The organism is Pseudoalteromonas sp. BSi20652, from assembly GCF_000239855.1.
Taxonomy (GTDB): domain Bacteria; phylum Pseudomonadota; class Gammaproteobacteria; order Enterobacterales; family Alteromonadaceae; genus Pseudoalteromonas.
In genome coordinates, this window is sequence record NZ_BADT01000187.1 from 20,244 (window position 1) to 34,667 (window position 14,424).

The window sequence follows — 14,424 nt, forward strand, 5'->3', positions numbered from 1 at the left end:
TCCATGGCAAGTGTAGGCATTTTTTTCGGAAGTGACACAGGTAACACAGAACACGTAGCAAAAATGATCCAAAAAGAATTGGGTAAAAAGCTTGTGGCTGTTCATGATATTGCAAAAAGCTCTAAAGAAGAGATTGCTGAATTTGATTTGATCTTATTCGGTATCCCTACTTGGTACTATGGCGAAGCACAATGTGACTGGGATGACTTTTTTCCAGAACTTGAAGAGGTGGACTTTGAAGGTAAACTTGTTGCTATTTTTGGTTGTGGAGACCAAGAAGATTACGCTGAGTACTTTTTAGATGCGATGGGCATGATCAACGATATCGTTACTGAACGTGGCGCTATTGTCGTTGGCCATTGGCCAAGTGAAAGCTATGACTTTGAAGCATCTAAAGGCATGGCTGATGATAAGCACTTTGTAGGTTTGGGGATTGACGAAGACCGTCAACCAGAACTAACAGAACAACGTGTTAAAGCATGGTCTGCTCAAGTATATGAAGAAATGTGTTTAAGTGAATTAGCTGACTAATTTACTGCATATATCGCTAGCTGTTTAAATAATTATCAAACAGTTAGCGTTTAAGCTTTAGTGGCAATATAAATCAATTGTTCTTTGCACTTCACGCTTAGGCACGTTATCCTGTTTGTTGCTAATGTGTCGTGTACATCTTTGCAAGATGTCTAGTATAACCAAAATAAAATTGAGACAGATTTAATGACTGATCATAACTTGGAACTTAAAAAAGCCGGTTTAAAAGTAACTTTACCGCGTATTAAAATATTAGAGATTTTACAATCTCCAGATAACCAACACATCAGCGCTGAAGATGTTTACAAAATTCTTTTGGATCTAGGTGAAGAAATTGGTCTTGCGACGGTATACCGTGTACTTAACCAATTTGATGACGCGGGCATTGTAAGCCGTCATCACTTTGAAGGTGGTAAGTCAGTATTTGAACTTTCTGGCAGCACCCATCACGATCATTTAGTATGTTTAAAATGTGGCAAAGTTGTAGAGTTTGAAGATGACATGATTGAACGTCGTCAACTTGAAATTTCTGAAGAAAATGGCATTAAACTTACAAACCATTCTTTATACCTATACGGCGAGTGTAATGATAAAGCTGCGTGTAAAGAATTTAGCGATGCTAACAGCTAAATCCGCTTTTTAACGCAATAAAAAACCTGCTAAGTGCAGGTTTTTTTGTATCTAAAATACGCTTGTAGTAAATATCCCCAGTAAATACTGGAGATATTTAGGTACTATACCAATCCGCAATAATACTTGATCAATTTGAGGGATTAAACCTGACGCTAACTGTGTTAAAAATTTCTGATATAGAACAACTAAATAACGAAATTTTGCCTTGTTATCGACAAGGTTTTTTACCTCAAAATAGCTCACTTAATTAAGCAGATTGGTATTATTTATTGAGTTTTAGACCATGAATCGCGAAGACCGACTGTTTGGTTAAATACAACGTTCTCTGATTTAGAATCACGAGAGAAATAACCTGTACGCTCAAACTGAAAGCCCTGCTCTGCTTGTGAATTAGCAAGCGATGGCTCTAATTTAGCGTTTGATAAAACAACCAGTGACTCTGGATTTAATGTTGTTTCAAACTCATCAGCGGCTGCTGGGTTTGGAACACTAAACAAGCGGTCGTATAAACGAACTTCTGCCGTAATAGACTCTGGTGCTGAAACCCAGTGAATAACACCTTTTACTTTACGTCCATCACTTGGGTTTTTACCAAGTGTTTCAGTATCGTAAGTACAAAAGATAGTTGTGATTTCGCCATTTTCGTCTTTTTCAACACGCTGTGCTTTAATAACATACGCACCACGTAAGCGAACTTCTTTATCAAGCACTAAACGCTTAAACTTGTTATTCGCTTCTTCTTTAAAGTCTTCTCGTTCAATATATATTTCACGAGTAAATGGTACATCACGACGACCCATTTCTTCTTTATTTGGGTGGTTAGCCACAGATAAAACTTCAACCTTGTCTGCATCGTAGTTTTCAATAACAACTTTAACAGGATCGAGTACGGCCATTGCACGTGGTGCATTTTCGTTTAAGTCTTCACGGATACATGCTTCAAGCATACCCATTTCAACCATATTCTCTTGTTTTGTTACACCAATACGCAAACAAAACTCACGGATTGAACCGGGTGTATAACCACGACGACGTAGACCTGCAATTGTAGGCATACGTGGATCATCCCACCCCTCTACATGGTTGTTTACCACTAAATCGCTTAACTTACGCTTGGACATAATGGTGTATTCAAGATTTAAGCGTGAAAACTCAATTTGCTGTGGATGACACTCTAAACTAATGTTATCGAGTACCCAGTCGTACAAACGACGGTTATCTTGAAACTCTAGTGTACATAATGAATGCGTAATACCTTCTAGTGCATCAGAAATACAATGCGTGAAGTCATACATTGGGTAAATGCACCACTTGTCTGCGGTTTGATGATGATGGGCAAAACGTACGCGATAAATAATTGGATCGCGAAGCACCATAAATGAGCTAGCCATATCAATTTTAGCACGCAGAACACATTCGCCTTCTTTGAATTCACCAGCGCGCATTTTTTCAAACAGCGCTAAATTTTCTTCAATTGATGTGTCTCTGTATGGACTATTTTTACCTGGCTCTTTTAGTGTGCCACGGTACTGACGTGCTTCGTCTGCTGTTAAAAAACAAACGTATGCTAAACCCTTATTAATTAGCTCAACAGCGTAATCATATAATGTGTCAAAATAATTAGAAGAATACTTTATATCACCATCCCAGTTGAAACCTAACCACTGGACGTCTTCTTTTATAGAATTAACGTAGTTTATATCTTCTTTTTCTGGATTTGTATCATCAAAACGTAGGTTACATAAACCATTGTAGTCTTTAGCAATGCCGAAATTTAAACAAATTGACTTAGCATGCCCAATATGCAAAAAGCCATTCGGCTCTGGTGGAAAACGTGTATGCGTAGTTGCATGCTTTTTAGTTGCTAAGTCTTCATCAATTCTAGTTCTAATGAAGTTACTTGGGCGATTCTCAATTTCCGCCATAGGAGTGTGATCCTCAAAATATTACGTAATAACAAAACTAATGCATTATTACAAAAACATACACTAACATACAGCACTAGATTAAGGTTTATTTTTAATATTGGTTAACTTTAATTCACCTGAACCCTTGTTTATAAATAAAATTTGTTTTAACGCAATATTTAAGTCATCTAAACAGTTTACAGTGAATGCATAACCTACATTATAAGGATTTGAAGATGGCGAAACTTAATCAACATCGTGTTTATATTCCAACTAATGCGCGTGCTAACCACTATCTTTTAGCTGAAATATCACCTAATAACGACTTTTACACTAGCTTTAGCGATATAAATTGTTGCTATGAACGTATTGCACGTGAGCTGTTCGCTTCTTGTGATGAGTATGAGCTTTATAACGTGCATTTATTAGCAAATGATAAATTACCTGTTGTAAGGTTTAATGACGAGTCATACCAATTTGAAACAGACAAACAAATGGTCTTTTTTTATAATCCTCGTTATCACGAAGCACATAAAATTTTTTACACTGAAAATACACCAAGTAAAAAAATACGCATTCTATTTTTAGCAACAGGCGAGGATTTACGAGCAAATTCTGCAGAATTTCATAATAAAGTTCAAAAAGTGTTAAACACTTTACAAGATCAAATTTTAATAAATCAACCCCAGTTTAAACTACGCGATCATCAACATTTAACGTATGACCTATTTGCTAAAGAAAAAGGCAACAAGCAAAGCTATGGTTACAAATTAAGAAGTCTTTACCCTCGCTACCAGTCAAGACAATGCAGCATACCCAATGATTATGCAGAGATGACTTACGCAACCTTTACTATACCGGTTTCACGCGCTATCAAAACACAGTTTCAAACACTAATGAACACTAGCGACTATGCCAAATTTTACGACTACTTTGCTTACTCATTTATACGTGCGTGTCAAAACAACAACCTAAATCACGGAGCCATGGTGGCTAACGGCGCAACACCTATTATACGAAACAGTAAAATAGATAAAAGTGAAGGCAATGCTGAACTTCAAAAGTTAAGTTTTGATATAGAATCGAGTGAAAATCAAATTAAGCACTTTTATGAAGCAAATAAATTAGTAGAAACGTTACATTTTGTAGTGGTAGCAACGCAGCAGGATAAACATGAAATGGGTTACGGTCGATTTATGAACCAAGTAGAGAAAACAATCCATACTCTGTGTAATGAGCTAGCTATAAATAAACAACGCCAAGACTTATCGGTACGTTTTTTTCAGCATATTAGTTATCCGTTCTAAATTTCCAGCTAATAACAAAAAGGCCCGCATAAGCGGGCCTTTTTAAAGGAAACAAGCGATTACCAGCCTGTTTTCTCTTTAAGTGCTTTACCGATATCAGCAAGTGAACGTACAGTTTTTACGCCCGCAGCTTCTAATGCAGCAAATTTTTCATCAGCAGTACCTTTACCGCCGGCAATGATTGCGCCAGCGTGACCCATACGCTTACCTTCTGGTGCAGTAACACCAGCAATGTAAGATACTACAGGTTTAGTTACGTGAGCTTTGATGTACTCTGCAGCTTCTTCTTCTGCAGTACCACCAATTTCACCAATCATTACGATTGCTTCAGTTTGTGGATCTTTTTCGAACATTTCTAGAACGTCGATAAAGTTAGTACCTGGGATTGGATCACCACCAATACCAACACACGTAGACTGACCAAAACCAGCATCAGTGGTTTGCTTAACTGCTTCGTACGTTAAAGTACCAGAGCGAGAAACAATACCTACTTTACCAGGTTTGTGGATATGACCAGGCATGATACCAATCTTGGTTTGACCAGGAGTAATAACACCTGGGCAGTTAGGACCGATCATACGAGTACCTGTTTGATCTAGCTTAACTTTAACGTCAACCATATCAAGTGTAGGGATACCTTCTGTGATACAAACTATTAGCTCGATGCCAGCATCGATAGCTTCTAAGATTGCATCTTTACAAAAAGGAGCTGGTACATAGATAACTGAAGCAGTTGCGCCAGTTTCTTTTACAGCATCACGAACTGTGTTGAATACAGGAAGACCAAGGTGCGTTTGACCGCCTTTACCTGGGCTAACACCACCAACCATTTGTGTACCGTACTCAAGCGCTTGCTCTGAGTGGAAAGTACCTTGGCCACCAGTGAAACCTTGACAGATAACTTTTGTATCTTTATTGATTAATACAGACATTATTTGCCCTCCGCAGCAGCAACAACTTTTTCAGCAGCGTCTGTTAGTGATTCAGCAGCAATGATATCTAGACCAGAGTTCTTAAGAACTTCACGACCTAATTCAGCATTAGTACCTTCTAAACGTACAACTACTGGTACGGTTACGCCAACTTCTTTAACTGCGCCAATGATGCCTTCAGCAATCATGTCACAACGAACGATACCGCCAAAGATGTTTACTAAAACAGCTTTAACATTGTCGTCAGAAAGAATGATTTTGAATGCTTCAGAAACACGTTCTTTAGTAGCACCGCCACCAACATCCAAGAAGTTAGCCGGCTTGCCGCCGTGTAGGTTTACGATGTCCATAGTACCCATTGCTAGGCCTGCACCGTTAACCATACAACCAACATTACCGTCTAGAGCAACGTAGTTAAGCTCGAAGCTTGCTGCGTGTGCTTCACGCGCATCTTCTTGAGATGGATCGTGGAATTCACGGATTTTAGGTTGACGGTAAAGTGCATTACCATCAATACCAATTTTGCCGTCAAGACAGTGAAGGTTACCTTCGTCTGTAATTACTAACGGGTTGATTTCAAGTAGTGCGAAATCAAAATCAGTGAACATTTTACCAAGACCCATGAAAATCTTAACAAACTGTTTCATTTGTACTGGGTTAAGACCCAATTTGAAACCTAGCTCGCGTGCTTGGTAAGCTTGAGGACCTACAAGTGGATCGATCTCAGCTTTGTGAATAAGTTCAGGTGTTTCTTCAGCAACAGTTTCAATTTCAACGCCGCCTTCAGTAGACGCCATGAAAACAACTTTACGAGATGCACGGTCAACAACTGCACCAAGGTACAATTCGTTCGCGATATCAGTACAGCTTTCTACTAAAATTTTAGCAACTGGCTGACCTTTTTCGTCTGTTTGGTAAGTAACTAGGTTTTTACCTAACCAGTTAGCTGCAAACGCTTTTACTTCGTCGATAGTTTTAACTAGCTTTACACCGCCAGCTTTACCACGTCCACCTGCGTGAACTTGAGTTTTAACAACCCACATATCGCCGCCGATTTTTTCAGCAGCTGCTGCAGCTTCTTCAGGTGTATCGCAAGCGAAACCTTGAGAAACTGGTAAACCATATTCGGCAAAAAGTTGTTTTGCCTGATACTCATGCAAATTCATGATGCTTTATCCAATTTTTTATACTAAAAGAGCTGAATATTTTTTCAAATAAACAACTATCCCAAATTGCGCACTTAGTATAGTTCCCAAGGCTTAACATGAAAACCCCAGTATGACTAAAGGCGCAAAAAAAAAGCTGCGAATATCCATTCACAGCTTACATTTCATACTACTGGATTAAACATCCAGCAATAAGCGTGTTGGATCTTCAAGTAACTCTTTAATAGTCACTAAGAAACCAACAGATTCTTTACCATCAATAATACGGTGGTCATAAGAAAGTGCTAAATACATCATAGGAAGTATTTCAACTTTACCATTTACAGCCATCGGGCGGTCTTGAATTTTATGCATACCTAAAATCGAAGACTGTGGCAGGTTAATGATAGGTGTAGATAGTAATGAACCAAAAACACCACCGTTAGTAATAGTGAAATTACCACCCGTCATATCTGCAAGCGTTAGCTTACCATCACGACCTTTAAGTGCTAACTCACGAATACCTTTTTCGATTTCAGCAACAGATAGTTTGTCACAATCTTTAAGTACTGGAGTAACTAGACCGCGTGGAGTAGATACTGCAATGCTGATATCAAAATAGTTATGGTAAACAATATCATCACCATCAATTGATGCATTTACATCAGGGAAACGCTTAAGTGCTTCAGTTACAGCTTTCACATAGAAAGACATGAAACCTAAACGGATACCATGGCGCTTTTCAAATACTTCTTGGTACTGCTTACGAAGGCTCATGATTGGTTCCATGTTCACTTCGTTGAATGTTGTTAACATTGCAGTTGAGTTTTTAGCTTCAAGAAGACGTGTAGCAATCGTTTTACGTAAACGAGTCATAGGAACACGTTTTTGTGTACGATCGCCCATTGGTGCTGTAGGAGCAGAAGTTTCTGCTTTTTTAGCCGCTGGTGCTGGTGCTTTTAAGAAAGTATCAACATCTTCTTTAGTTACACGACCATTTTTGCCCGTGCCTTTAATTTTAGAAGCATCTAGGCCTTTCTCAGCAATTAAACGACGAACTGATGGTGTTAACACATCTGAACTTTCGCTTGAATCTGCTACTGGCGCTGCGTCTGCTTTTGTAGCTGTAGCCGCTGGTGCACCGCCTGCTTTAACCGAACCAATTACTTGCTCACCTAGTACAGTGTCGCCTTCGCCGTGAATGATATCACCCATGATGCCATCTTCTTGAGCTACTACTTCAAGAACAACTTTATCTGTTTCAATATCTACCAAGTTTTGGTCGCGTGTTACTGCGTCGCCTGGTTGTACATGCCATGTAGCAATTGTTGCGTCTGCAACTGATTCTGGAAGTACAGGTACTTTAATATCCACTTCTTTACCTTCTGATGCTGGTGCTGATTGCGCTGCTGGCGCGTCTTCTGATTTAGCTAGTGCTGATTCTTCTTTAGTTGAACCTTCACTTGCTGGCGCTGCATCAGCATCACCAAGTAAACCCATAACTTGATCGCCAAGTACGGTTGCACCTTCTTCTTGTGATATTTCTGTAATTACACCGTCATGCTGTGCAACAACTTCTAAAACCACTTTATCTGTTTCAATGTCTACTAAGTTTTGATCGCGAGTTACTTTGTCGCCAACACTTACATGCCATGTAGCAACGGTAGCATCTGCAACCGACTCAGGAAGAACAGGAACTTTAATTTCTGTGCTCATTGCTTATCCTTTATTTTCTATAGTAAGCGCGTCGGCAACGAGCGCTTGTTGTTCTTTAGTATGTACTGACATGTAACCACACGCTGGTGATGCAGACGCTTTACGTCCTGCATATTTTAATTTAGCACCTTGTGGGATTGCATCAATAAAGTGATGTTGCGAGCAGTACCATGCACCTTGGTTTTGTGGCTCTTCTTGGCACCAAACAAAATCAGTAACGTGTTGGTAACGCTCAATAATTGTTTGCATTTCATCGTGCGGGAACGGGTATAACTGTTCAACACGTACAATTGCAATATTATCTTGCTCTAGCTTACGACGCTCTTGTAATAGTTCGTAGTAAACTTTACCACTACAAAATATAACGCGCTCTACTTTCTCAGGGGTAATATCATCGATCTCATCGATCATATTATGGTAAATACCCTCAGAAAGTTCTTCAAGTGATGAAGTAGCAAGCGGGTGACGAAGTAGCGACTTAGGCGTCATAACAATCAAAGGACGACGAAGTGGTCGAACTGATTGACGACGAAGCATAGCGTAAACTTGCGCTGGCGTTGAAGGAACACACACTTGCATATTGTGATCAGCACATAATTGCAAGAAACGCTCCAAGCGCGCTGAACTATGCTCCGGACCTTGACCTTCATAGCCATGAGGTAACAAAATTGTAAGACCACATAAACGGCCCCATTTTTGTTCACCCGAGCTTAAAAATTGGTCAAAAACAACTTGTGCACCATTGGCAAAGTCACCAAATTGCGCTTCCCATATTACAAGTGACGTAGGCTCAGCAGTAGCATAGCCGTATTCAAATGCAACCACTGCCTCTTCAGATAAAACAGAATCAAAGACTTCAAATGTACCTTGATTCTCACTTAGATGCTGTAAAGGTGTGTACGTTGTACCATCAGCTTGACCGTGAACAACAGCATGACGATGGAAGAATGTTCCTCGGCCTGTGTCTTGTCCTGTTAAGCGAATATCAGTACCTTCAGAAGCAATTGTTGCATAAGCAAGAGTTTCTGCCATACCCCAATCAAGTGGTTTTTCACCTGAGGCCATCAACTTACGGTCATCATATATCTTTTTGACGCGAGATTGTGCTTTGTGTTGCTTAGGGTAAGAGGATACTTTCTCACCTAGGGCTTTAAGCTCCTCTACAGGTACACTTGCGTCATAGTCTACATTCCATTCATGGCCAATGTATTTTGCCCACTCTGAAGAGTGAGACGTTTCTGGCTGAATTTCTGAAACAACACAGTTTCCTCCATCAAGTGCGTCACGGTACTCGTCTGCAAGTGCTTTAATTTCTTGTTCTGAAAAAGAACCTTCTGCAATAAGTTGATCAGCATAGATTAGACGTGGAACTGGGTGTTTTTTAATTTTTTGGTACATAACAGGCTGAGTAGCATTAGGCTCGTCAGCTTCATTGTGACCATGGCGACGATAACACACTAAGTCTATTACAACGTCACGCTTAAACTGGTTTCTGAAATCAAGTGCAAGTTGAGTAACAAATGCAACAGCTTCAGGATCGTCAGAGTTAACATGAAATATAGGAGACTGAACCATTTTTGCGATGTCAGTACAGTATGGCGTTGAACGAACGTCATCTTGCTTAGACGTTGTGAAACCTACTTGATTATTGACGACAATACGAACACTACCACCGCAACTAAACGCATTAGTTTGTGACATGTTGAACGTTTCTTGTACAACACCTTGTCCAGCTATTGCAGAGTCACCGTGGATTGTTATAGGCAGTGCTTTAATACCTGATTTATCACCTAGACGATCAAGGCGGCCACGTACAGACCCCATAACTACTGGATTTACAATTTCGAGGTGAGATGGATTAAACGCAAGCGCCATATGAACGTTGCCACCTTTAGTAGCAAAGTCAGATGAATAACCCATGTGATATTTAACATCACCAGAACTTAAAGTGTCTTTGTGCTTACCTGCAAACTCATCAAATAATTCTGAAGGGTTTTTACCAAGTACATTCACAAGAACATTTAAACGACCGCGATGAGCCATACCGATAACAGCTTCTTGTTGGCCGCTTTCACCTGCACGGTGAATAAGCTCTTTAAGCATTGGCACTAATGCATCGCCACCTTCAAGTGAAAAGCGCTTAGCACCAGGGAACTTAGCCCCTAAATATTTTTCTAGACCGTCAGCTGCTGTGAGTCCCTTGAGGATACGCAACTTTTCGTCTTTTGAGAATTTTGGCCTAGACTGCACAGATTCTAAACGTTGTTGTAACCAACGTTTTTCCTCTGTTGATGTGATGTGCATATACTCAGCGCCAATTGAACCACAATATGTAGTTTTCAGTGCTTGGTATAACTCACCTAAGGGCATAGTATCGCGGCCTACAGCAAACGATCCTACATTAAACTCGCGGTCAAAATCACTTGAAGATAAGTCGTGGTAATCTAGCTCTAAATCTCGTACACGTTCTCGTTCCCAGATGCCTAATGGATCTAGGTTTGCATTTTGGTGCCCACGAAAACGGAAAGCATTAATAAGTTGTAGAACTTTGACCTGTTTAAGGTCACCGCCACTACCCTCTGCTACCACTACTTCTCTATGCTTGTTTTTTGCAAGCTGTGCAAACTGTGCTCGAACCTCTGAATGTTTTACTTCAACATCCACACCATCAACTTTAGGTAATTGTTCAAACACTTCTCGCCATTCATCTGGCACAGAAGTCGCATCGTCTAAATACGCTTCATAAAGCTCTTCTACATAAGCAACGTTGCCGCCGTTTAAATGTGAAGATTCTAGCCATGCCTTCATCACACCTTCGTGCATTTATAAGCCCTTTTCTTTAGCGCAGAAATTAATAGTTATAATATTAAGATGGCTAATTAATTATTAGCCATCTTGCATTTACTAAGTAATTAAACCGCTCGGTTTAATAACATAGATTTGATTTGTCCGATTGCTTTAGTCGGATTAAGACCTTTAGGACAAACGCTAACACAGTTCATGATACTGTGGCAACGGAACACACTGAACGCATCATCTAAATCCGCTAAACGCTCTTCAGTTGCTGTATCTCGGCTATCAGCCAAAAAACGATAAGCATGGAGAAGGCCTGCTGGACCAATGAACTTGTCTGGATTCCACCAAAACGAAGGACACGATGTTGAACAACATGCACACAAAATACATTCGTATAGCCCATCTAACTTATCACGTTCTTCAATTGTTTGAAGACGCTCGCCTGCAGCAGGCTGATCGTTAATTAAATAAGGCTTAACTTTTTCATATTGAGTGTAAAACTGACTCATATCAATTACAAGGTCACGAATTACAGGTAATCCTGGTAACGGACGCACAACAATTTTACCTTTTCCACCCTTTTGTAGCGTGGATAAAGGCGTAATACATGCCAAACCGTTTTTACCATTCATATTAACACCGTCAGAGCCACAGACTCCTTCGCGACATGAACGGCGAAATGATAAAGTTGGATCTTGTTCTTTTAAAAGAACAAGTGCATCTAACACCATCATGTCGTGACCATCTTCGATTTGCAAGGTATATTCTTGCATACGAGGCGCATTATCAACGTCTGGGTTGTAGCGATAAACTGATAATTCTAATTGTGCCATCGACTTTCTCCTAGTATACACGTGCTTTAGGTGGGAAAGCTTCACGCGTCTTAGGCGCGTAGTTTACGTCACGCTTGCTCATTTCATCCGTTGCAGGATTATATACTGAGTGACATAACCAGTTATCGTCATCACGATCTGGGAAGTCAAAGCGAGAATGTGCACCACGGCTTTCTGTACGGAAGTTTGCAGATACTGCTGTTGAGTATGCTGTTTCCATTAAGTTATCTAATTCAAGACATTCAATTCGCTGCGTATTGAAATCTGATGATTTATCATCAAGACGCGCATGCTGTAAACGTTCACGAATTTCTTTAAGTTCTTGAAGACCTGTAGCCATTGAGTCTCCTTCTCGAAATACCGAGAAGTTAAGCTGCATACACTGTTGCAAGTCTTTTTTGATTTGAACTGGATCTTCGCCTTGACCAGCCGTTGAATTTTCCCAACGATTGTAACGTGTAAGAGAAGCCTCTAAATCAGACTCAGATGCGGCTTTAGATATTTCAACATCATTTAGGTACTTACCTAAGAAATTACCAGCAGCACGACCAAACACAACTAAATCAAGTAATGAATTACCCCCTAAACGGTTAGCACCATGCACAGATACACACGCAATTTCACCGACAGCAAATAAACCTTGAACTATTTTTTCATTGCCTTGAGCATCGATTTGCAGAGCTTGGCCATTCACATTAGTAGGAACACCACCCATCATATAATGACAAGTTGGAATTACTGGGATTGGCTCTTTTGCAGGGTCAACGTGAGCAAATGTTTTAGCAAGGTCACATACGCCTGGAAGACGCAAGTTAAGTGTTTCTTCACCCAAGTGATCGAGTTTTAACTTAAGATGTGGACCCCAAGGACCATCACAACCACGGCCTTCACGAATCTCAGTCATCATTGAACGTGCTACAACATCACGAGATGCCAAGTCTTTTGCATTCGGTGCATAACGTTCCATAAAGCGCTCGCCATCTTTATTTAAAAGATAACCGCCTTCACCACGACAACCTTCAGTTACCAGCGTACCAGCACCTGCAATACCCGTTGGGTGGAACTGCCACATTTCCATGTCTTGCATAGAAATTCCAGCACGTGTAGCCATACCAATACCGTCACCGGTATTGATGTGAGCGTTGGTTGTTGATGCGTAAATACGTCCTGCACCACCTGTTGCTAGTACAACTGCTTTTGATTTAAAGTAGGTTATTTCACCTGTTTCAATTTCAATTGCAGTACACCCTACTACATCGCCATTATCGTTTTTAACTAAATCAAGTGCATACCACTCTGAGAATACATTTGTTTTGTTTTTAACGTTTTGCTGATAAAGAAGGTGCAATAAAGCATGACCAGTACGGTCAGCAGCAGCAGCAGTACGTGCAGCTTGCTCACCGCCAAAGTTTTTCGATTGACCACCGAAAGGACGTTGGTAAACACGGCCATTTTCAAAACGAGAAAATGGTAAGCCCATGTTTTCTAATTCAGTAATAGCCTCTGGGCCTGTTTGACACATATATTCAATAGCGTCTTGGTCACCGATAAAATCGGAACCTTTAACGGTATCGTACATGTGCCATTCCCAGTTGTCTTCGTGTGAATTACCAAGCGCTACTGTAATACCACCCTGTGCTGATACAGTGTGTGAGCGTGTTGGGAATACTTTAGATATTAATGCACACGTTTTGCCAGATTCAGTAATTGCCAAAGCAGCGCGCATACCAGCACCACCTGCACCAATTACTACGGCGTCAAATTCACGAACAGAATATTTCACTTAAACACCCCATAATACAATTAGACCAATAGCTACGTAAGCAACGGCCATTAGGTTTAAAACAAAACCTAAAACAGCGCGTAACTTCGAACACTTAACATAGTCTGTAAGAACCTGCCAAAGGCCAATGCGGGTATGAACCATAATGCAAATCAAGGTTATTAATGTAAACCCTTTCATTGCTAGGTTAGAGAAGAGGCCTGTCCAGGCTTCGAAAGTGACTTCTGGCGTCGCTAAAAAATAGCCGATAATAAAGATAGCATATGCGCTAATTATTAATGCCGTAGTACGTAAAGATACGAAATCTTGTACACCATCACGTTTAAGAGTTGCTTGATTTAAAACCATATCCACACCCCTGCCAATACGGCAAACACAACACCAAGAGCCATTGAAACTTTAGCGCTGAGGTTGCCTGATTCAAGTTCTTCCCAATGTCCCATATCCATAATCATATGACGGATACCACCAATAAGGTGATAACCTAATACAGAAACAGTTCCCCAAGCTATAAATTTGGCAATGAATCCGTTGAACAGACCCTTGACGAATTCAAAACTTTCGGCTGAAGAGAGAGACTCGGACCAAGCCCAAATGACAAACGTTAAAGCAAAAAATAATGCAACACCGGTGACGCGGTGAAAAATTGAAGCTTTAGCCGTTGCCGGCATAGATATAGTTGTTAGATCTAGATTTACAGGTCTTTGCTTTTTCACAGTTACTTGCCCATCTTGCTCACAGTGGAGCTCATCTACTTGCTTTTCTAAAAACCCACCAAATATTACTGGTGGAACTATCAAAGTAAACGTATCAAAACAGTTAAAGTTCACATTTATGTAAA

Annotated in this window: 12 protein-coding genes; 3 read left to right on the forward strand and 9 right to left on the reverse strand. The window is 40.3% G+C overall.

Annotated elements, in window-relative coordinates:
* The first annotated feature begins 3 nt into the window (after positions 1 to 3).
* Both fldA and fur read left to right on the forward strand, forming a co-directional pair.
* Positions 4 to 531, forward strand: a complete 528-nt coding sequence (gene fldA / locus P20652_RS03945; protein WP_007586856.1) for a flavodoxin FldA — start codon at positions 4 to 6, stop codon at positions 529 to 531.
* Positions 532 to 717: 186 nt separating this feature from the next.
* Positions 718 to 1,161 (forward strand): ferric iron uptake transcriptional regulator, encoded by a 444-nt coding sequence (gene fur, locus P20652_RS03940; RefSeq protein ID WP_033017859.1) that lies wholly within the window; start codon positions 718 to 720, stop codon positions 1,159 to 1,161.
* Between the two features lie 269 nt (positions 1,162 to 1,430).
* Here fur and glnS read toward each other — a convergent pair whose 3' ends face one another.
* Positions 1,431 to 3,089 carry a glutamine--tRNA ligase gene (glnS, locus tag P20652_RS03935; protein ID WP_008171228.1) on the reverse strand — a complete coding sequence of 553 codons (1,659 nt, stop codon included), beginning with the start codon at positions 3,087 to 3,089 and terminating at the stop codon, positions 1,431 to 1,433.
* A gap of 218 nt (positions 3,090 to 3,307) precedes the next feature.
* On the opposite strand from glnS, the gene P20652_RS03930 reads away from it, so the two are divergent.
* Positions 3,308 to 4,378, forward strand: a complete 1,071-nt coding sequence (locus P20652_RS03930) for a DUF3083 family protein (protein WP_008171230.1) — start codon at positions 3,308 to 3,310, stop codon at positions 4,376 to 4,378.
* Positions 4,379 to 4,437: 59 nt separating this feature from the next.
* Here P20652_RS03930 and sucD read toward each other — a convergent pair whose 3' ends face one another.
* From sucD to sdhC, 8 genes are all read right to left on the reverse strand, one after another.
* Positions 4,438 to 5,310 (reverse strand): succinate--CoA ligase subunit alpha, encoded by an 873-nt coding sequence (gene sucD / locus P20652_RS03925; RefSeq protein WP_008171232.1) that lies wholly within the window; start codon positions 5,308 to 5,310, stop codon positions 4,438 to 4,440.
* Positions 5,310 to 6,476, reverse strand: a complete 1,167-nt coding sequence (gene sucC / locus P20652_RS03920) for an ADP-forming succinate--CoA ligase subunit beta (RefSeq protein WP_008171234.1) — start codon at positions 6,474 to 6,476, stop codon at positions 5,310 to 5,312. Before sucC ends, sucD begins: the two co-directional genes overlap by 1 nt.
* A gap of 177 nt (positions 6,477 to 6,653) precedes the next feature.
* Positions 6,654 to 8,171, reverse strand: coding sequence for a 2-oxoglutarate dehydrogenase complex dihydrolipoyllysine-residue succinyltransferase (odhB, locus tag P20652_RS03915; protein WP_008171236.1), 1,518 nt, complete (start codon positions 8,169 to 8,171; stop codon positions 6,654 to 6,656).
* Between the two features lie 3 nt (positions 8,172 to 8,174).
* Positions 8,175 to 10,994, reverse strand: a complete 2,820-nt coding sequence (gene sucA, locus P20652_RS03910; RefSeq protein WP_008171237.1) for a 2-oxoglutarate dehydrogenase E1 component — start codon at positions 10,992 to 10,994, stop codon at positions 8,175 to 8,177.
* A gap of 89 nt (positions 10,995 to 11,083) precedes the next feature.
* Positions 11,084 to 11,800 carry a succinate dehydrogenase iron-sulfur subunit gene (locus P20652_RS03905; protein ID WP_008171238.1) on the reverse strand — a complete coding sequence of 239 codons (717 nt, stop codon included), beginning with the start codon at positions 11,798 to 11,800 and terminating at the stop codon, positions 11,084 to 11,086.
* A gap of 10 nt (positions 11,801 to 11,810) precedes the next feature.
* Complete coding sequence (sdhA, locus tag P20652_RS03900; protein ID WP_008171239.1) at positions 11,811 to 13,583, reverse strand: succinate dehydrogenase flavoprotein subunit; 1,773 nt, start codon at positions 13,581 to 13,583, stop codon at positions 11,811 to 11,813.
* A complete protein-coding gene (sdhD, locus tag P20652_RS03895) occupies positions 13,584 to 13,931 on the reverse strand; it encodes a succinate dehydrogenase, hydrophobic membrane anchor protein (RefSeq protein WP_002961798.1) in 348 nt (115 codons plus the stop codon).
* Complete coding sequence (sdhC, locus tag P20652_RS18840; protein ID WP_076914908.1) at positions 13,922 to 14,299, reverse strand: succinate dehydrogenase, cytochrome b556 subunit; 378 nt, start codon at positions 14,297 to 14,299, stop codon at positions 13,922 to 13,924. Before sdhC ends, sdhD begins: the two co-directional genes overlap by 10 nt.
* Between the last annotated feature and the right edge of the window lie 125 nt (positions 14,300 to 14,424).

Excerpts from the sequence above, each read along its gene's own strand:
- fldA (WP_007586856.1), top strand. The coding sequence starts at position 4 with ATGGCAAGTGTAGGCATTTTTTTCGGAAGTGACACAGGTAACACAGAA.
- fur (WP_033017859.1), top strand. The coding sequence starts at position 718 with ATGACTGATCATAACTTGGAACTTAAAAAAGCCGGTTTAAAAGTAACT.
- glnS (WP_008171228.1), bottom strand. The coding sequence starts at position 3,089 with ATGGCGGAAATTGAGAATCGCCCAAGTAACTTCATTAGAACTAGAATT.
- P20652_RS03930 (WP_008171230.1), top strand. The coding sequence starts at position 3,308 with ATGGCGAAACTTAATCAACATCGTGTTTATATTCCAACTAATGCGCGT.
- sucD (WP_008171232.1), bottom strand. The coding sequence starts at position 5,310 with ATGTCTGTATTAATCAATAAAGATACAAAAGTTATCTGTCAAGGTTTC.
- sucC (WP_008171234.1), bottom strand. The coding sequence starts at position 6,476 with ATGAATTTGCATGAGTATCAGGCAAAACAACTTTTTGCCGAATATGGT.
- odhB (WP_008171236.1), bottom strand. The coding sequence starts at position 8,171 with ATGAGCACAGAAATTAAAGTTCCTGTTCTTCCTGAGTCGGTTGCAGAT.
- sucA (WP_008171237.1), bottom strand. The coding sequence starts at position 10,994 with ATGCACGAAGGTGTGATGAAGGCATGGCTAGAATCTTCACATTTAAAC.
- P20652_RS03905 (WP_008171238.1), bottom strand. The coding sequence starts at position 11,800 with ATGGCACAATTAGAATTATCAGTTTATCGCTACAACCCAGACGTTGAT.
- sdhD (WP_002961798.1), bottom strand. The coding sequence starts at position 13,931 with ATGGTTTTAAATCAAGCAACTCTTAAACGTGATGGTGTACAAGATTTC.